This window comes from Mesorhizobium neociceri, from assembly GCF_013520985.1.
GTDB lineage: Bacteria > Pseudomonadota > Alphaproteobacteria > Rhizobiales > Rhizobiaceae > Mesorhizobium > Mesorhizobium neociceri.
In genome coordinates this window covers 186,466-204,753 of the sequence record NZ_JACDTY010000006.1, presented here as the reverse complement: position 1 = coordinate 204,753, position 18,288 = coordinate 186,466, and the positions used below count along the sequence as shown (strand labels likewise).

Here is an 18,288-nt window from a genome sequence, read left to right as displayed (position 1 = left end):
TCTGTCCGTTGGCTGTGATGGTGAGGGTCAGGAGCCCGCGCGTTTTTCGAGGCCGCGCGTGTAGGCAAGCAGCTCTTCGAAATCGAGGTCGATATGCTCGCGCGCGTGGCGCTGGGCGGCACGCATGTCGTTGCCCTTCAGCAGCCGCACATAGGTCTCGTGGACATAATCGGCCGGCACCGGCTCGTTGCGCGCCCGCTGATGCAAGGCAAAATACATTTGCAGCCGGCTGGTCAGCCGCTGCCAGGTTTCGAGCAGCACCGAATTGTCGGCCCACTCATAGATCAGGCCGTGCAGTTGCAGCGCGGTCTCGATCTGGCGGGTGGTATCGAGCGCGCGGGTCGCCTGCTTCACCGCTTCGTGGCGGCGGTCGAGCTCGTTGAAGAAGCGCTGGTCGCGCAGCTTCCATGTCCGGTCGATGGCAAATTCGTCGAGCACCTTGTTCAGCGAATAGGCGTCGTCGATGTCCTTGGCGGTGACATCAATGACGAAGGTGCCGGCATAAGGAATGCTGGTGAGGATGCCTTCCTGCACCAGCTCGCGCATCGCCTCGCGCAACGGCGCGCGGCTGACCCGCATCTGTTCGGCGATCCTGAGCTCATTGAGCTTCTGGCCGGGTTCCAACTGGCCGGTCAGGATCGCGCGCCTCAACAGCGCGACGATCTCGGCCCGCCGTGTCGTATCCGCGATCGGACTGAAATCCAGCTTGGCCATGTCGCCACTCCAGTGAGAGCCGGGAACAAGACAAGCAGATTGTCGACAATCCTACAAGAGGCCATTTCTGGATTCTTGTAGCCGGGCGGCGTGTCAGCCTTTTGGACTCAGGCAGCGCGGCCGTAGAAGCCGACCCGCTCCTCTGGGCTGAACATCACGCCCGGCTTCTCATAGTAGGAAAACACCGCGATCATCCGCTCGCGCTCACCCTGGACCGTGGTGACGCGATGCGCGGTGTTCTTGCCGCGAAAGACATTCAGCGTGCCTGGCTTCAGGCGCAGGACTTTTGCCTCGGGGTCGCGCCCTTCGAGCAGTTTTGCGACGCCGTCATAGTTTGGATTGTCGTCCGACCGCAGATCGGTGCGATACTCGAAATCGCCGCCTCGCTCCGGCGCCTGCAGCAAGAGCGTGGTGGTGAATTCGGAACGGTCGAAATGCCAGTTCAGCGCTTCGCCGGCGCGATACGCCATGACATTGGTGCGCGCCAGCGGGTCCTGCATGACATGCAGCCTGCTCTTGCCCATTGCCGCCGCTAGGAAGCGCAGCAACGGCTCATATTCATAGATGGCAAGCACGGTACTGCAGGGAATCTGGTCGGCGCAGACCGTATGGCTGATGGTCTCGACCTTGCGGAGCGCTGGGTGATCAGGAGCAAGCTCCGGAATCTCCGGCTTGAAGTAGATGTTGTGCATGCGCTTGTGCACATGCGAGCGCGCCGCCATCACCGGCTGGATTTCGCCGACCGCCTTTTCGGCCACGCCGGGCCGCAAAAACCCTTCGAGGTTGAACATGCCGTCGGTTTCGAGCGAGGCGACGGATGTGTCCACCAGCCGCTGCTATTCAGGGGCGCCTTCGCGGTCCAGCGGGTAGCGGTCGAGGTCGAGAATGTCTTTCATCGTCAAATGCTCCGGTTTCGAAAGCAGAAGACGACAAAAAAATCTTTCTCTCAACGCGGAAAATTATTAGGGTTGCACAAGAAAATATTGAGGAAGCGACATGGAAAAGCTCCCGCCTCTAAACGCCGTGCGTGCTTTCGAGGTCGCCGCGCGCGCCGGCAGCTTCACGCTTGCCGCCACCGAACTTGGCGTCTCCTCCGCCGCCGTCAGCCAGCAGATCCGCAATCTCGAAAGCTGGTTCGGCAAGCAGCTCTTCGTGCGCAATGGCAACCGCATCACGCTGACCGATGCCGGCCACGCTATCTATCCGCAGACAGCCCGTGCGCTCGGCGACATAGCGGCGGTCGGCCGGCGCATGCTGGAGGGCGGCGTACGGCCCCGTTTGGTCGTCAGCGTGCCGTTCTCGCTGGCCGAATTGTGGCTGGCGCCTCGGCTGGCCGAATTGCTCGACGGCTTCCCGCAGATGGCCATCGATATCCGCGTCGAGGACGATCCGGTCGATGTCGTGCGCCAGAACATCGACCTGCGCATCTCCTATGGCGACTATCACTATCCGGCGCTCAGGATGGTGCGGCTCGTGCACGATGAGGTGCTGCCGGTCGCCTCGCCCGGTTTCCTGAAGCGCCACGGCAACCAAGGCTCCATCCTGGCGGATATGCATGAAAGCCAGTTCATCCACACCAACTGGGGCCCAAACTATGCCTCGCATCCAAGCTGGGCGGACTGGTTCGCGGTTGCAGGCGGCACTCGCGCGCCCGACCCTTCGCATGGCCGCCGTGTTGGCCTCTCCAGCCTGGCGATATCGGCGGCGAGACTGGGGCTGGGTGTCGCACTTGGCCAGACGACGATGGCTGCTACCGATCTCGAAGCTGGTCGCTTGATCGCGCTCTCCGCGATCTCCGTCCGGCTCGGCCAGCCCTATTGCGCCTTCATGCTGCCGGCGAAAGCCGAACGGGCCGACATAGCCGGTCTCGTCGCGCTGCTCGCTGCCACTCCAAAAACGGCGCGCGGCACTCGATAAAAAACGGCGCCCTCGGTGTGGGAACCGAGGGCGCCACAGAACCGGGACTGATGGGGGTTATCAGCTGGCCGGTTTCTCCTGAGGCAATGGCGAGATCGGCATTCCAGGTCCGATCTTCTGCAGATTGCCCGTTATCACCTGGTCGCCTTCGGCAACGCCGCTGAGGACGGCCACCAGATCGCCGCTGGTCGCCCCGAGCGAGACGATGCGCTGGTCGACCGTGTTGCCCTTGCCGACGACATAGACATATTTGCCGAGCTGGCTCGAACCCAGCGCCACCTGCGGCACCATCAGCGCGTCGGGCAGCTGCTTGATGTGCAGCCGCACGCGGACATACTGGCCCGGCAGCAGCGAGAATTTCGCATTGCCGATGGTGGCGCGCGCCGTAATCGTACCGGTCGAGTGGTCGACCGTGTTGTCGATGAAGGTGAGTTCGCCCTTCTGACTGGCCTCGGTCTCGCCGGGCAGCAACACCTCGACCTCGATCGGACCGGCCGCGCGGGCCTGCTCGATTTCGGCCAGGTCGGTCTCGCTCGGATTGAAGGTGACGTAGATCGGGTCGAGCTGCACCAGCGTGTTCAGCACCGTGCCGGCAATGCTGACCAGCGTGCCGACGGAAGCCTGGTTGCGGCCGACGCGGCCGGCGAACGGGGCGTGGATTTCGGCATAGCTCAAATTGAGCTCGGCCGTCCGCACCGCCGCCTGGTTGACGGCCAGCGAGGCTTCGGCCTGGCGCAAGGTGCTGGTGCGTTGGTCGAACCCATCCTTGGCGAGGTAACCGCTCTTGGCGAGCTCGGAGCCGCGGCCGAGATTGGAACGCGCATAGTCGAGCGTTGCCTGGTCGCGCTGCACCTCGGCCTTGGCCTGGTCGAGAGCCGCCTGGAAGTCGTCGGGCGAGATCCTGTAGAGCACGTCGCCTTTGCGCACATCCGCGCCGTCCTCAGCCGTCTGTTCGTCAAGATAACCGGGCACGCGGGCCTGCAAGGTGACGCTGCGGATCGGCTCGATGCGGGCGGCGTAGTCGAGATAGATCGGGATCGTCTTCTTGACCACGTTCGCCACCGGCACCGGCATCACGAATGCCGCTGGCGCCGGCGTCGCTGCCGCCGTGCCGGCATTAAGGCTGAGATTGGCCATGTCTAGGAAGTGAACGCTTGCCACCGAGATCGCCCCGAGGGCGACGGCAGTTCCCAAAGCTATTTTCCATTTACGCATTTTGGTCTCCAATTCTATTCGGCTGCTTCGGCCAGGCGCGCGGGCGCTGGTTCGGCAGTCGGTTCATTATTGTCCTGGTCACTATGGTCCTGATCATGTGCGGCGGGTTCGCTGCGCTCGCGGCCTTCGCGCAGCCGCTCGATCACCGCGTAGAAGACCGGTACGAACACCAGCGACAGGATTGTCGCTGCGACCATGCCGCCGAAGACGGTGGTGCCGATCGATTGCCGGCTTGCAGCACCGGCGCCCGTCGCAAACATCAGCGGCAGCACGCCGAGGATGAAGGCGAAGGCCGTCATCAGGATCGGCCGCAGCCTCAGCCGCGCGGCTTCCATCGCCGCGTCGACAATGCTCAAGCCTTCCTCGCGCCGCCGCCTTGCGAACTCGACGATCAGGATCGCGTTCTTGGCGGCGAGGCCAATCAGCATGACGAAGCCGATCTGCGAGTAGACGTCGATCTGCATGCCGCGCAAGAACAGGGCTGCAAAGGCGCCGAACAGGGCCAGTGGCACCGCCAGCAGCACCATGAACGGCATCGCCCAGCTCTCATACTGCATCGCCAGGATCAGGAAGACGAAGACGATGGCGAGGCCGAAGACGACCGACGCAATCGATCCCGCCTTGAGCTCCTGGAAGGTGATGCCGGTCCATTCGAAACCGAAATCCCTGGGCAGCGCGGTGGCAGCGGCCCGTTCCATCGCGGCCACTGCCTGGCCCGACGAGAAGCCGGGGGCAGCGCCGCCATTGATCGTGGCCGAGGCGTTGTTGTTGTAGTGCGGCACGGTTTCAGGGCCGACGAACGGCACCAGCTTGCCCAGCGTCGAGAGCGGCACCATGCCGCCGGACGCATTGCGCACATAGAGCCGCGAAAGGTCGGCTGCGTCCGCACGTGCATCCTTGTCGGCCTGGATGGTCACCCGGAAGGTGCGGCCGAACAGGTTGAAGTCGTTGACGTAGAGCGAGCCGAGATAAATCTGCAGCGTGTTGAAGACATCGGGCAGGTTGAGGCCGAGCAGTTTGGCCTTGCTGCGGTCGAGGTCGTAGTTGAACTGCGGCGTCGAGGTCGAGAACGGCGAGAACAGCTGCTGCGGATTGATTTCCTGCTGCTTGCGCGCCTCGGCGATCACGGCTTGCGTCGCATCGTTGAGGGCAACGCTGCCGCGCCCGGTAAGATCTTCGACGACGAATTCGAAGCCGCCCGTGGTGCCGATACCCGGGATCGAAGGCGGATCGAAGGACAGCGCGAAGGCCTCCGGAATCTGCATCAGCTTGCCGCGCACGTCGGCGACGAGCTTCGACGCGCTCTGGTCGGGGCCGCGCTCCTCCCAGGGCTTCAGAATGGCGAACTCGACGGCCGAGTTCGACTGCGCTGCACTCGTCAGGAAGTTCAGGCCGCTGATCGAGCCGACAATGTCGACGCCGGGCGTCGCTTGCAGTATGTCGCGGGCCTTCTGCGCCACCGCGTCGGTGCGCTGCAGCGAAGCGCCGTCGGGCAGCTGGATGACAACGAAGAAGTAGCCCTGGTCCTCGACCGGAAGGAAGGTCGAAGGCAGCTTCTGCCAGACGAAGTAGGTGGCCACCAGTCCGGCCGCGAACAGGCCGAGCATGATCCAGCGCAGCCGGATGAGGATGCGCACACCGTGAGCGTAGGCATGCGACAGTCTGTCGAAGCCGGTGTTGAACCAGCGGAACGGGGCGAATTGCGTTTCGCCGCGATGGCGCAGGAAGGCGGCACTCAGCGCCGGGCTGAGCGTCAGCGAGTTGAAGGCGGAAATGCCGACCGAAATCGCCACCGTCAGTGCGAACTGGTTGTAGAGTTTGCCGGAGACGCCGGGAATGAAGGCGACCGGCACGAAGACGGCCATCAGCACCGCGGTGGTGGCAATGATCGGTCCGGTGACTTCGGCCATCGCGGCCTTGGTCGCCGCCAATGGTTTCAGCCCGGCCTCCAATTGTCGTTCGACATTTTCGACCACCACGATGGCGTCATCGACGACGAGGCCAATGGCCAGCACCATGCCGAGCAGGGAGAGCATGTTGAGCGAGAAGCCAAGCATCTCCATGACGACCATCGTCGCCACCAGCGACACCGGAATGGCGATGGTCGGGATGATCGTCGTGCGCCAGCTCTGCAGGAAGATGAAGACCACGGCCACGACCAGCACCAGTGCTTCACCGAGCGTGATCAGCACGTCATGCATCGAGGCCGACACGAAGCGCGTCGTGTCGTAGTGCATGGCATAGGAGACGCCCTTGGGGAAACGGGCCGACAACTCCTGCATCTTGTCCTTGACGTGCTGCTGCAGATCGAGCGCGTTGGAACCGGGCATCTGGTAGACGGCGAGCACGACCGTCGGCTCCTTGCCGAAAAAGGCCGACGAGGAATATTGCAGCGCGCCGAGCTCGATGCGGGCGACGTCGCGCAGCCGCACCAGCGAGCCGGTGCCGGTGTTGGCGCGCACGACGATGTCGCCGAACTCCTTCGGGTCGCTCAGGCGGCCGACGGCGTTGACCTGCATCTCGAAGGCGGTGCCGGCGGGCGCCGGCGACTGGCCGATCTTGCCGGCGGCGACCTGGACGTTCTGTTCCGAAATGGCGTTCTGGACGTCGACCGCGGTGATGCCGAGATTGGCGAGCTTGTCCGGGTCGAGCCAGACGCGCATCGAATAGCGCCGTTCGCCGAAGATCTGCACATCGCCGACGCCGGGCAGCCGCTTCAGCGGATCGACGACCTGCAGATAGGCAAGGTTGCTCAGCGCCACCGGGTCGACTGAATTGTCGGGCGAGGTCAGGTTGACGATGAGGACGAAATTCGGGTTCTGCTTCTTGATCGTCACGCCGCCCTGGTTGACGATCGCCGGCAGCGACGAGGCGGCTTGCGAGACGCGGTTCTGGACGTCTACGGCCGCGGTGCTCAGCGAATAACCGACATCGAAGGTGATGGTGATGGTCGAGGAGCCGTCATTGGAGCTCGACGACGACATGTAGGTCATGCCTTCGACGCCGTTGATCTGCTGCTCCAGCGGCGTCGTCACCGTATCGGCGACCACCTGCGCGCTGGCGCCCGGATAATGCGCGCTGACCACCACCTGCGGCGGGGTGATGTCGGGAAACTGCGAAACCGGCAGCAGGAAATAACAAATCGTGCCGGCGAGCACCATGATGATGGCGATCGCCGAGGCGAAGATCGGGCGATGGATGAAAAAGTTTACCACGACAAGCAAGCCTCTTTAAAAGAATGGGCAGACCGGGACAGCCGCCGGCTGCGCACTGAGCCCGGGTCCTGCAAAAAGTAGGAAGACGGCGCCGCGCCGCTGAAGCCCTGCTCATCGGCCACGGTCCTCAGCATCGCTTCGAAAGCGCGCGGGTTGACACGGTCCGCCTTCATCACCAGCCGGATCATCGGATCCCGGATGGCTTCATCGATGGTCAAATCCTTGCGCTGCGACATTGGAGCGTCTCCATTCCAGCGATTCGCATCGGATGATCACGAACCGTTTTTTCATCTCTTCACCGGCCGAAGCCGCATGAACTGCAATTTTCACCCTTTATGATCTGGCAGGACCAGTTCACGGCCTTGTTATTGACGGAAGGCTACATAGGTGTTACCAGTAAGTAACATCAGGATAGTTACAGACCGGTAACACCCTAGTCAAGAGGTGAACCGAAATTTTAGGGAGACAAGGAGACTGCGATGGCAGACGGCATTACGGATCGTGTGCGCCCCCGGGATCGAATCCTGGAGACGGCGCAGGACATGTTTCACAAGCATGGCATCAAGGGCGTCGGCGTCGACGCCATCACGGAAGCCGCCGGCACCAACAAGATGACGCTCTACCGTCATTTCGAATCCAAGGATGAGCTGATCGTCCAATGCCTGCGCGCATCGGCAGCCAAGGGCGCCGCGATATGGGACGAATTCGAGGCTGAGCACCCTGGCGACAAGCTGGCGCAACTGCATGCCTGGGTTCGCAAGGTAGCCGAGATGCTCGCCGCCGACGGCCGCGGCTGCGACATGGCCAACGCAGCCGTCGAGCTGACTGAACCGGACCACCCGGCCAGGAGCGTGATCAAGGAACTCAAGGGAGCCCAGCGCGATCGCCTTGTTGCGCTGTGCCGCGATGCCGGCATCGGTCAGGCCGAGCTTCTCGCCGATACGCTGTCGCTGCTGTTCGAAGGCGCGCGTGTCAGCGTGCAGACCATGGGCTGCCAAGGCCCCAGCACACAGTTCGTGCGCATGGCGGAAGGCCTGATCAGCTCTTTCAGGGCGCGCTGATTCCCAGCGCACTGAGTTTGTACTAAAGCCCCCCTCTCCGGCCGCTTCGCGGCCACCTTCTCCCCGAGGGGAGAAGAGGCAGGAGCCAGCGCCGGCGCGAACTCCTCTCCCCTTGGGGAGAGGTCGGATTGCCCCGAATTGCCCTTCGCAATTCGGTTGGCAATCCGGGTGAGGGGGCCTTGCCATCGCCCCGGCTTGCGAGGTCATCTCTCTCGTCGAATCTCTGCAAAAACGAAAAAAGCCCGCTGCCGGGAGGAGGTGGCAGCGGGCTCGATTTCGAACGAGATGCGGGAGGAGGTGCACCGCGTTCAGCGCCGGCATCGCATCTGGGAGGAGTAGATGGCCGACGACCAATACCTACGAGTTGCTTAATGATTCGGCAACCATAAAAGATGCATAGCTGCTGTGCAGATTTGCGACAGCTACCCCGACTTGTCGTACAAATAGGAAAAGCCGCCACGGCGCAAATTCACTGCACCGGCACGTTTTCCTTGAAGATCAGCCGCGGCTCGATGAACTTTTTCGTCAGATAAGGTGCGGCCGACGCGATCGAGCCGAGCAGGCGGATCACCGATTGCTCGGCGATCAGCCGCGCATTCTGGTCGATGACGACATCGGCGAGATCGTCGACAAGATAGCCGCGCGTTTCCTTTGTCAGGTCGTGACAGATGAAGACCGGCTTCTTCCTTGGCCTGGTTTCGAGCAGTGCCCTGGCCACGCCTGAGCGTCCGGCGCCGACACAATAGATGCCGAGCAGTTCCGGCTCGTTGTGCAGCGCCTGCATCGTCGCGGCATAGCTGCCCTCCGGTTCGTCATTGATTTCGACCGCGCTCGAGACGGTGAGATTGGGAAACTCCTCTGACAGCACCGAGCGAAAACCCATCTCGCGTTCCTCGTGCCCGCGATAGGAGCGTGAGCCGACGACCATCGCCAGATGACCCTGCCGGCCATTGAGAAAGCGCCCCATCAACAGCGCCGCCGTGCGCCCGGCGACGCGGTTGTCGATGCCGACATAGGCCGAGCGCGGGGCGGCCGGAACGTCGGAGACCAGCGTCACGAGGCGGATGCCGGCCTCGACCACGTCGCGCAATATGTTGCGCGTTCGCGGGTGATCTACGGCGATGACGCCGACGCCATTGGCCTTCAGCGACAGATTTTCGACCGCCGCCTGGAGTGCTGCGGGCGAGATGCCGGCGAGGTTGTGGATGCGGCAGGAAGCGACCAGCGGCAGGCGCGCCGCATAGTCCTCGATATGCCCCGCCAGATCGACCATGAAGGCGTTGGCGCCGATCGGCAGGAAGAATTCGAGATGCGCCGGCCGCGACGGCAGCGTCACCTGGTCGACCACCGGCAAATAGCCGAGCTGCTTGGCCGCTTCCATCACGCGCTGCCGGTTGGCGGCGCTGGCGCCCGGCCGATTGTTGAGCACACGGTCGACGGTCGCCGTCGACAGACCGCAGCTTCTGGCTATGTCCGAAACGGTGGCTTTCATGGCTGCAGTCATAGAGCATGATCCCGAAAAGTGGGAACCGGTTTTGTCGGACAAACGGGAACCGTTTTGTCCCAAAGAACATGCTCCACAAAGAGTTAGAGCTGATGCGTTTCCATACCAGTCGGCAGCGCCGACGGCCTCAGCCGTGCGATGGCCTGCCTTCGATGATGGCGTCGCGGATTTCCTTGTCCGACATGCCGGTGATGATGCGCTCGACTTCGGCCACGCTGGTCTTCTTCGGGTCGATGTCGTCGGCCACCACCTTGCCCCGGCGCATGACGACAATGCGGTCGACCACCTGGAAGACGTGGTGGATGTTGTGGGCGATGAAGATGCAGGAATGCCCGGAATCGCGCGCGTTGCGCACGAAGCTCAGCACGCCTTGCGTCTCGGCGACGCCGAGATTGTTGGTCGGCTCGTCGAGGATGATCAGGTCGCTGTCGAAATGCATGGCGCGGGCGATCGCCACCGCCTGCCGCTCGCCGCCGGAGAGCGAGCCGATCGGCGTCGTCGGCGGGATGTTCTTGGAGATGCCGACCTGTTTCAACAGATCGCGGGCGACCACATTCATCGCCTCCTGGTCCATGCGGTTCAGAAAGCGCGGCGGCTTGATCGGCTCGCGGCCGAGGAACAGGTTTCGCGCGATCGATAGTTGCGTCACCAGTGCCGAGTCCTGGTAGATCGTCTCGATGCCATGCGCGATGGCGTCGCTGGTTCGGCGCAGATTGACCTTCTTGCCGCGAATGAAGATGTCGCCGCTGGTCAGCGGCACCGCGCCCGACAGCACCTTGATCAGCGTCGACTTGCCGGCGCCATTGTCGCCGAGCAGGCCGACAATCTCCCTTTCATTGACATGGAAATTGGCGTCCTCGAGCGCCTGCACGCGCCCGTAGGACTTTTTGATATTGGTCATCCGGACGAGCGGTTCAGCCATGGTTCACGTCCCCGCCTGATGCCGGCGTTCCAGCCATGAGTGGAGCGCCATCATGCCGAGGATGATGGCGCCGATGAAGATGTTGTAGGCAAGGCCGGGCACGCCGATCAGCACGATGCCGTTGCGCATCACGCGCAGGATCAGGATGCCGAGCACGGTGCCGATGATGGTGCCGCGGCCGCCGGTCAGCGCGGTGCCGCCGATCACCACCATGGCGATGACTTCGAGCTCATAGCCGGTGCCGCTATTGGGGTTGGCGGCCGACGTGCGCAGCGACGAGATGACACCGGCCAGCGATGCCATCAGCGACGACAGGATGAACAGGCCGATCTTGACGCCGTTGACGTTGACGCCGCGCGCGCGGGCAGCGTTCGGGTTGCCGCCCGCTGCCTGGATCCAGTTGCCGGTGCGGCTTTGCGTCAGCACGTAGCCGAGCGCGATGGCCGCCGCGATGAACCAGAACAGCGACATGTAGATGCGGAACGGCCCGACATAGAAGTCGCCGACCAGCACTTCGGCGAGCCAGCTGCCTTCCGCGCTCCAGGTACGCTGCGGAAAGCCGTCGGTGACGAACAGCGCCGTGCCGCGCACCACCAGCAACATGCCGAGTGTCACCAGGAAGGATGGGATTTTCAACTGCGTGACGAACCAGCCATTGACCAGGCCGATGAGAGCGGCGACCAGCAGCGCGGCGAGGAAGCCGACTTCCAGCGAGGTCAGGCCGCTGTTGAACAGCGTCCACATCAGCACCGGCGAGAAGCCGAACAGCGAGCCGACCGACAGGTCGAATTCGCCCGATGTCATCAGCAGCGTCATCGCCAGCGCGATCAGGCCGAGCTCGACGGTGAAGGCCAGCGTGTTGGAGATGTTCTGCGGCGACAGGAAATCGTGGTTGATGCTCCAGAACACCGCGATTTCGATGATGAGCAGCACGAAGGGCCCGAATTCCGGCCTCGCGATCAGGCGTTGGATGAGCGAACGGTTTTCCACTGATAACCCGCGACAGGAAGGGAAGGGCTGAGACCCTGCGCATTGTCTGCGAAGGCTCGGCGGAACGGAAGGACAGTCGCGACCGCCGATGCGGTCGCGACTGTTTCAGGTCTGGATTATTTGCCGGACAGGATGTCGTCGTAGACCTGCGCGGTGTCCTTTTCATAGAGCGCGCCGGTGATGACGTTGAAGCCCGGAGGAATGCCTGAGGCAGCCATGTTGGCCAGCGACAGAGCGACATAGCTGGTCGCCTGCGGGTCCTGCCACTGGCCGGCATTGACGTAGCCGGTCAGCACTTCCTGGGTGGTGTCGAGCGAGTTGCCCCAGCCGACGACCGGGATTTCGCCCGGCTTGATACCGGCCTGATCGAACACCCGCTTGATCGAGCCGGTGACCAGGTCGCCGAGGCCGATGATCGCCTTGACCTTGGCCTTGTTGGCGGTGAGGTAGTCGACCATGCGGTTGATGGCTTCGGCCTGGTCGAGCGTCGCTTCGGTGATCTCATAGGTGATCCCCAGCGGCTCGAAAACGCTCTTGATGCCTTCTTCTTCCTGCACGCCATAGGTGGCGCCCGGGATTTCGACCGGCATCCAGACGAAGTCGCCCTTCTTCACCAGGCCCTTGTCGACCAGATACTGTGCCCAGTGCTTGCCGAAGGTGACGTTGTCGCCGCCGACATAGGCGTTGAAGCTCGCCTTGGGATCGGGTGTGTTGAAGTTGATGATCGGGATCTTCGCCGTGTTGGCTTCCTTGGCGATCTCGATCAGGCTGCCCGGATCGGGGCTGGTGGTGACGATGCCGTCGGCCTTGGCCGAGATCGCGGCGCGAACGGCCTCCTGCTGCGAGGCGACGTCGCCATTGTGGAACGAGGTGTTGACGGTGTTGCCGGTGTCCTTCGCCCATTGCTTGGCGCCGGCCAGGAAGTAGGTCCAGACCGGGTCGGCCGGGCCGCCATGCGAAATCCAGTAGAACGTCTTGGCCTGTGCCGCCGCCGGAATGGCCAGCGCCACAATCAAGCCAAGCACGAGTAATCGTAGCCTCGTCAGCATTTGCTTTCCTCCCATGTTGAAAAACGACCTCCACGTCCGGCGATGATCCGGGCCATGCCCGATCATATCCTCCTGCCAGCGCCGACCCGGATGCTCAGAGCATCTTCTTTTGCGGCCGATGGCAAGCCTCCATCCGCCCAATGGATGGTGGCGCGATGCAACACGCCATCAGCAATCCCATCAGATCGCATCAGTTCGAGCAATTCCAGGAAAAGTGCGTAGCGCTTTCCCTTGGGAATTGCGTCAAACAAAGAGATGGAGCGGTTCGCCGTTTCCGCGAAACGGCGAACCGCGAGCCGAGATATTTCAGGGCGGGCAGGCGGCGCCGGAACTCAGGCGTGCAGATTCTCCTGAAAGCGCACGGCCTGGCGCTGGCGCAGCGCCTTGACCAGGCGGTCGAGCGCCAGGGCAAGCAGCATCACCGCGCCTATCACGAAGGGGTTCCATGTGGCGTCGATGCCGAGCAAGGTCACGCCGCTCAGGATGACCTGGACGATCAGCATGCCGATCACCGCGCCGATGACGGTGCCGCGGCCTCCCGAAAGCGAGGTGCCGCCGATGATCGCCGCGGCAATTGCCATCAGCTCGAAGCCGCCGCCTTGGTCCGCGTCGGTGACGGGAAAGCCAGGCCAGAGCACGCCCGCAAGCCCCGAGACGATGCCCATCAGCACCAGCGTCTGCAGCCGCACCGCGCCTGTCGGGATGCCGGCATAGAGCGCTGCCTGCGGGTTGCTGCCGACGGCCTGGACCCGGTAGCCGAAGCGGCTGCGGTGGAGCACGAACTGCATCACCACCGCCATTGCGACGAAGACAAAGACGGCTGTCGGCACTGCGCCGAACATTTTGCCGTGGACGATCTGCGAAAGCTCGCCGCTTTGATCGGCCGGAGCGCTGGTTTGCATCTTGACGGCCACCGCCGCCAAGCCCCGGAACATGGCAAAGGTGCCCAGCGTGACGACAATGGCCGGCAGGCGCAGCGCCACCACCAGCAGGCCGTTGACGAGGCCGAGCCCGGCGCCGAGCAGCACGCCGGCAAATGCGGCGAGCCACGGGTTGATGCCGGCGGCCAGGAGGAATGCTGTGAGCAGTGCCGCGAGATGGAACATCCAGCCGACGGACAGGTCGATCTCGCGCAAGGCGAGCACGAACACCATGCCGATCGCCAGCATGCCGGGATAGGCGGCGGTTTCCAGCAGCGACAGCAGATTGGCCTGATCGAGGAAACCCGGCCGGGCAAAGCCGATGATCGCCACCAGGACGACGAGCCCGGCGAGGGGGCCGAGTTCCGCCGGCAGGCGAAAGCTGCGCTTCGGGTGGGCAACCGATCCGGCAAGCGGCGGCGTGGGATCCAGTCTTGTCATGCCATGCTTCCCACGAGTTTCTTTTTCGGCCGCTCCGCCTCCGGCATCTCGCCGGTGGTGATCAGGTGCAGCACCGTCCTTCTTTTCATCTCGGCGCCGAACACCTCGCCGGCGACCCGGCCGCGATGGAAGACCAGGACGCGGTTGCTGAGGTTGGTCAGTTCGGACGGCTCGACCGAACGCAACAAAACGATGCAGCCATTCGCCGCCATCTGTCGGATCAGCGCATAGATCTTGCGCTTGGCGGCCGCCTCGATACCGCCAGCCGGATTGTCCAGGAGCAGCACTTGCGGTGCCGTCTCCAGCCATTTGGCGATGACGATTTTCTGCTGGTCGCCGGCCAGCAGCGAATTCACCGGCGCATCCGGCAGGCTCTTGATGCGCAATGCATCGATCTGCCTTGCCGCGCCGGCGATCGCGGCTTTGGGCGAATAGCGTCGCGACCCCCAGTTGCGGGCGCCGGCGACGATGTTGCCGATGTTGAAGGCCAGCGACCGGTCTGGCATCAGCCCGTTGCACCGGCGGTCCGCCGGCAGCAGGCCGATGCCGCGCCGCGCCGCTTCGGTCGGGCTTTTCGGCAAGCCATGGCCGTCGGGAAACCGCACTGTGCCGCCTTGCGCCTTGCGCAGGCCAAACAGCATCTCGAACAGGTCTTCAACGCCCGATCCCTCAAGCCCGGCAAAGCCGAGGACCTCGCCGGAGCGCGCGGTGAAGCTGACGCCGGAAATCCGGCCGCCGCTCAGGCCCTCCACGGTAATCTGCGGCCTTATCGTGCTGGCATTGGCCGACAGCGCGGGCGGGAACAGGCTGTCGCGCTGCTGACCGATCATGGCGTCGATGACATCGGCTTCGCTCAGCCCAGATCGCTCCTTGGTCAGCACGTCGCGGCCGTTGCGCATCACGGTGATGTGGTCGGCGATGGCAAACACGTCCTCCAGCCGGTGCGAGACATAGAGCACGCTCATGCCCTTGGCCTTTAGCCCGCGCAGCACCGTGAACAGATGCTCGGTCTCGCGCCGGTCGAGTGCCGAATTGGGTTCGTCGAGGATCAACAGCCGCGGCGTTTGCAAAAGCTCGCGGGCAAGTTCCACAAGCTGCCGCTCGCCCATGTCGAGGTGACCCACCGGGGCGCGGACATCGACGTTGAGTTCGAGTTGCCGCAGCAAGGTGCGGCTGCGCGCCTCCATCTCGCGGGTGGAGATCAGACCGTTGCGCAGCGGTTCGCGGCCGACGAACAGATTGGCCAGCACCGAACGGTCGGGAAACAGGCTCAGATCCTGATAGACGACGCCGAGGCCGTGCTTGCGAGCAATGGCAGAGCTATCGATGGCAACGGTCTGGTCGCCGATCCGGATGGTGCCGCTGTCGGGTCGGACCACGCCGGCAAGCACCTTCACCAGCGTCGACTTGCCAGCGCCGCTTTCACCGATCACGGCATGGATCGTCCCCGGTCCGACATACAGGTTCATATCCCTGAGTGCGACAACACCGCCATATCGCATGGCGAGATTGCGCACCGACATTATCGGCGAACCGAGCATGCGATTCGGCCCCCACAGACCGCGCCCCGATCTTGGAGCGAATTTCCGAAACAGCAACCCGGATTCCGCTGACAAACGGCCTACGGATCCCGGACAGGAACGTTCGCCGGCTGCCCGTTCGTCCAGACGGTCGCGAAATTAGATCAGATCGGCTTTGGCGAGGTCGCGCATCAGATGGCTGGCGCCATAGGTCCAGTGCGGGCAGTCGGGTGACAGAAGCACGCGATTGACCAGCGCGCCGAATTTTTCCGACGAGATGGTGACGATGTCGCCGACCTTGTGGGTAAAGCCCTTGCCTTTTTCGCTGCGATCCTTCGACGGCACGAACATGGTGCCGAGATAGAGCGCCAGCCCATCCGGATACTGGTGATGCGGCCCCATGGCGGAGGCAACGAGTTCTTCCGGCGAGCGGCTGATCTCGGCCATGGAGCTCGCGCCCTCCAGCGAAAACCCGTCCTCGCCCTCGACCTTCAGCCGCACCGTGGCCCGTTTCACGTCGTCGATCGAGAATGTTGCGTCGAACAACCGGATGAACGGGCCGAGTGACGCCGACGCGTTGTTGTCCTTAGCCTTGCCGAGCAGCAGCGCCGAGCGCCCTTCGACGTCACGCAGATTGACGTCGTTGCCGATGGTCGCGCCGACAATCCTGCCGCTGCTGGCGGCGATCATGGCTATCTCCGGTTCCGGATTGTTCCAGGTCGACACCGGATGCAGGCCGACATCGGCGCCGAAGCCGACTGAGGCCATAGGCTGGCATTTGGTGAAGATTTCGGCATCAGGCCCGATGCCGACTTCCAGATATTGCGACCAGGCGCCACGCTCGATCAGCTTTGCCTTGATCTCCATCGCTTCGGGCGAACCGGGCTTCAGCTTCGACAGATCGTGGCCGATCAGTCCGGCAATGTCGGCGCGGATGGCGTCGGCCTTTTCCGCCGAGCCCCGCGCCTGCTCCTCGATGACGCGCTCGAGCAGGCTGACCACGAAGGTTACGCCCGACGCCTTCACCGCCTGCAGATCGACCGGGGACAGCAAGTATGGCTTGCTCGGGTCGCGGGTGGCCTGAAAACTGTTGGCGGCAATCGCATCGAGCGAGCCGATCGGCTTGCCCTTGACGGAGCTGATATATCCGGCCGGATCGGTCATCTCGCAGATGTCGCGCACGGTGGGTGCTGCACTCGACGTGATGTCGAAGACGGTGCCGTCGCGCACTGTGACCACCAGCGGATGCGAGGCATCGCTTACCCTTGCGCGGCCGATGAAGAGCCCGTCGGCGGGAAGCTGCGTTGGGTTCGTCATGGCTTACTGTCCTTTGAATGATCGCGAATGGGAGTTGGCCTGAAGGGCGCGGCACTTTCACTGGATTCACGCCAAAGGTCTATCCCGTGGCGTAGCCAATTGTCGGTTCTGACTTGACGCTCACTCTTTCAAAAAAATGAAACCGCCACTAGGATTTTCATTTTACGCCATAGCCCAGGTGAAGCCTTGCCCACACCGTTTTCCGTTCCGATCTGGCAAAAGCCGCAGACCGCATCCGCATTCCAGTCGCTCGTCCCGGACGGCGCATCTGTCGATGTCGTCATCGTCGGTGGTGGCTTCATGGGCCTGTCGACCGCCTTGCATGCGGCGCGTCTCGGTCTCGGCGTCCAGGTGCTGGACGCCGGTGAGATCGGACAGGGCGCTTCGGGTCTCAATGGCGGCCAGGTCATTCCCGGCCTGAAATACGATCCCGAATGGCTGCTGGAGCATTTCGGCCCTGAGCGTGGCCAGGCATTGGTCGATTTCGCCGCCTCGACGGCGGATACGGTGTTCGATCTCATCCGCGACGAAAAACTGGCGGTGCCGTTCACCCGCAATGGATGGATCCAGGCCGCGCACACCGAAACCGCTTTGAAAGCGGCAGCGAAGCGGGACCGCCAATGGCGGGCACGTGGCGCCGATGTCCGGCTTCTGAGTGGAAGCGAGATCGCTGATATGACCGGCGCGAAAGGCTATCTCGGCGGCTGGCTCGATCGCCGCGCCGGCATCATCGATCCGCTCGCCTATACGCTGGAACTGGCGCGCATTGCTGCCGCGTCCGGCGTCAGCATCGCCGAACGGCAGAAGGTGGTGAAACTCCGCAATGAGGCCGGCCTTTGGCGCGTTTCCACCGAAAACGGCGATGAAGTTCGTGCCAAGGCGGTTGTCCTGGCAACCAACGCCTATACCGATGGACTGCTGCCGGGCCTCGCCGAGACCATCGTTCCGCTGCATTCCTTCCAGGTCGCGACCGCGCCGTTGTCGTCCAACCTGGCGGCGACGATCCTTCCGGAAGGGCAAGCGGTGTCGGACTCGCGCCGCATCCTCGTCTATTACCGCAAAACAGCCGATGGCCGGCTGGTGCTTGGCGGCCGCGGTCGCATGACAATGCCGAGGAGCGAGGCCGACTGGGCGCATTTGCAGCGCGCGCTGGTTCGGCTCTATCCGGCTCTGGCTGACATCGCGATCGAGAAGCGCTGGTTCGGCCGCGTGGCGATGACGCCGGATCATCTGCCGCATATCCACGAGCCCGAAACGGGCTTGCTGGCGGTGGCCGGTTGCCAGGGCAGGGGCGTCGGCCTGATGAGCGCGCTGGGAAAACGCATGGCGGGCTACCTGGCAACCGGTGATGCAGTGCAACTGCCGTTCCCGCTGTCGCCGATCCGGCCGATTCCGTTCCATGCCTTCCGCCAAGTCGGCGTCGCCGCGACCATTGCTTGGTACCGGATGCTGGACGCCTTCGAGCGCTGATCTTGCGCCGGCCGTCCAGAGCAGGCTGATTCA

15 protein-coding genes are annotated in these 18,288 nt (G+C 63.4%); 3 read left to right on the top strand and 12 right to left on the bottom strand.

Annotated elements, in window-relative coordinates:
* Positions 1–27: 27 nt before the first annotated feature.
* Positions 28–714, bottom strand: coding sequence for a GntR family transcriptional regulator (locus H0241_RS14915; protein ID WP_181058420.1), 687 nt, complete (start codon positions 712–714; stop codon positions 28–30).
* 107 nt (positions 715–821) lie between these two features.
* A complete protein-coding gene (locus H0241_RS14910; RefSeq protein ID WP_235984284.1) occupies positions 822–1,541 on the bottom strand; it encodes a HalD/BesD family halogenase in 720 nt (239 codons plus the stop codon).
* A gap of 169 nt (positions 1,542–1,710) precedes the next feature.
* On the opposite strand from H0241_RS14910, the gene H0241_RS14905 reads away from it, so the two are divergent.
* Complete coding sequence (locus H0241_RS14905) at positions 1,711–2,631, top strand: LysR substrate-binding domain-containing protein (RefSeq protein ID WP_181058419.1); 921 nt, start codon at positions 1,711–1,713, stop codon at positions 2,629–2,631.
* A 60-nt stretch (positions 2,632–2,691) separates the two neighbouring features.
* Here H0241_RS14905 and H0241_RS14900 read toward each other — a convergent pair whose 3' ends face one another.
* From H0241_RS14900 to H0241_RS14890, 3 genes are read right to left on the bottom strand one after another with little or no spacing between them, the layout of a single operon-like run.
* Complete coding sequence (locus H0241_RS14900; protein ID WP_181058418.1) at positions 2,692–3,846, bottom strand: efflux RND transporter periplasmic adaptor subunit; 1,155 nt, start codon at positions 3,844–3,846, stop codon at positions 2,692–2,694.
* Positions 3,847–3,860: 14 nt separating this feature from the next.
* Entirely contained in the window at positions 3,861–7,061 is a 3,201-nt protein-coding gene (locus H0241_RS14895) for an efflux RND transporter permease subunit (RefSeq protein WP_181058417.1), read from the bottom strand.
* The gene (locus tag H0241_RS14890; RefSeq protein ID WP_181058416.1) at positions 7,055–7,297 is read right to left on the bottom strand and encodes a hypothetical protein; all 243 of its coding nucleotides are present in this window, start codon (positions 7,295–7,297) and stop codon (positions 7,055–7,057) included. Before H0241_RS14890 ends, H0241_RS14895 begins: the two co-directional genes overlap by 7 nt.
* A gap of 243 nt (positions 7,298–7,540) precedes the next feature.
* Here H0241_RS14890 and H0241_RS14885 point away from each other — a divergent pair, with 243 nt between their 5' ends.
* Positions 7,541–8,122: a TetR/AcrR family transcriptional regulator gene (locus H0241_RS14885; RefSeq protein ID WP_181058415.1), complete on the top strand. Its 582-nt coding sequence runs from the start codon at positions 7,541–7,543 to the stop codon at positions 8,120–8,122.
* 469 nt (positions 8,123–8,591) lie between these two features.
* On the opposite strand, the gene H0241_RS14880 is transcribed toward H0241_RS14885, so the two are convergent.
* From H0241_RS14880 to H0241_RS14850, 7 genes are all read right to left on the bottom strand, one after another.
* The gene (locus H0241_RS14880) at positions 8,592–9,614 is read right to left on the bottom strand and encodes a LacI family DNA-binding transcriptional regulator (RefSeq protein WP_181058414.1); all 1,023 of its coding nucleotides are present in this window, start codon (positions 9,612–9,614) and stop codon (positions 8,592–8,594) included.
* 139 nt (positions 9,615–9,753) lie between these two features.
* Positions 9,754–10,548 carry an ATP-binding cassette domain-containing protein gene (locus H0241_RS14875; RefSeq protein WP_181058413.1) on the bottom strand — a complete coding sequence of 265 codons (795 nt, stop codon included), beginning with the start codon at positions 10,546–10,548 and terminating at the stop codon, positions 9,754–9,756.
* Between the two features lie 3 nt (positions 10,549–10,551).
* Positions 10,552–11,538, bottom strand: a complete 987-nt coding sequence (locus tag H0241_RS14870; RefSeq protein WP_181058412.1) for an ABC transporter permease — start codon at positions 11,536–11,538, stop codon at positions 10,552–10,554.
* Positions 11,539–11,654: 116 nt separating this feature from the next.
* A complete protein-coding gene (locus H0241_RS14865) occupies positions 11,655–12,587 on the bottom strand; it encodes a substrate-binding domain-containing protein (RefSeq protein WP_112565674.1) in 933 nt (310 codons plus the stop codon).
* 332 nt (positions 12,588–12,919) lie between these two features.
* Positions 12,920–13,948 carry an ABC transporter permease gene (locus H0241_RS14860; RefSeq protein ID WP_181058411.1) on the bottom strand — a complete coding sequence of 343 codons (1,029 nt, stop codon included), beginning with the start codon at positions 13,946–13,948 and terminating at the stop codon, positions 12,920–12,922.
* Positions 13,945–15,489 (bottom strand): sugar ABC transporter ATP-binding protein, encoded by a 1,545-nt coding sequence (locus H0241_RS14855; protein WP_181058410.1) that lies wholly within the window; start codon positions 15,487–15,489, stop codon positions 13,945–13,947. Before H0241_RS14855 ends, H0241_RS14860 begins: the two co-directional genes overlap by 4 nt.
* Before the next feature lie 138 nt (positions 15,490–15,627).
* A complete protein-coding gene (locus H0241_RS14850) occupies positions 15,628–16,785 on the bottom strand; it encodes a fumarylacetoacetate hydrolase family protein (protein WP_181058409.1) in 1,158 nt (385 codons plus the stop codon).
* Positions 16,786–16,971: 186 nt separating this feature from the next.
* Between H0241_RS14850 and H0241_RS14845 the strand changes: the two genes are divergently transcribed.
* Entirely contained in the window at positions 16,972–18,255 is a 1,284-nt protein-coding gene (locus H0241_RS14845) for an NAD(P)/FAD-dependent oxidoreductase (protein WP_181058408.1), read from the top strand.
* Positions 18,256–18,288: the final 33 nt, after the last annotated feature.

Bases quoted from the DNA above. Each gene is read 5' to 3' on its own strand.
- H0241_RS14915 (WP_181058420.1), bottom strand. From the start codon at position 714: ATGGCCAAGCTGGATTTCAGTCCGATCGCGGATACGACACGGCGGGCC.
- H0241_RS14905 (WP_181058419.1), top strand. From the start codon at position 1,711: ATGGAAAAGCTCCCGCCTCTAAACGCCGTGCGTGCTTTCGAGGTCGCC.
- H0241_RS14900 (WP_181058418.1), bottom strand. From the start codon at position 3,846: ATGCGTAAATGGAAAATAGCTTTGGGAACTGCCGTCGCCCTCGGGGCG.
- H0241_RS14890 (WP_181058416.1), bottom strand. From the start codon at position 7,297: ATGTCGCAGCGCAAGGATTTGACCATCGATGAAGCCATCCGGGATCCG.
- H0241_RS14885 (WP_181058415.1), top strand. From the start codon at position 7,541: ATGGCAGACGGCATTACGGATCGTGTGCGCCCCCGGGATCGAATCCTG.
- H0241_RS14880 (WP_181058414.1), bottom strand. From the start codon at position 9,614: ATGAAAGCCACCGTTTCGGACATAGCCAGAAGCTGCGGTCTGTCGACG.
- H0241_RS14875 (WP_181058413.1), bottom strand. From the start codon at position 10,548: ATGGCTGAACCGCTCGTCCGGATGACCAATATCAAAAAGTCCTACGGG.
- H0241_RS14865 (WP_112565674.1), bottom strand. From the start codon at position 12,587: ATGCTGACGAGGCTACGATTACTCGTGCTTGGCTTGATTGTGGCGCTG.
- H0241_RS14860 (WP_181058411.1), bottom strand. From the start codon at position 13,948: ATGACAAGACTGGATCCCACGCCGCCGCTTGCCGGATCGGTTGCCCAC.
- H0241_RS14855 (WP_181058410.1), bottom strand. From the start codon at position 15,489: ATGCTCGGTTCGCCGATAATGTCGGTGCGCAATCTCGCCATGCGATAT.
- H0241_RS14850 (WP_181058409.1), bottom strand. From the start codon at position 16,785: ATGACGAACCCAACGCAGCTTCCCGCCGACGGGCTCTTCATCGGCCGC.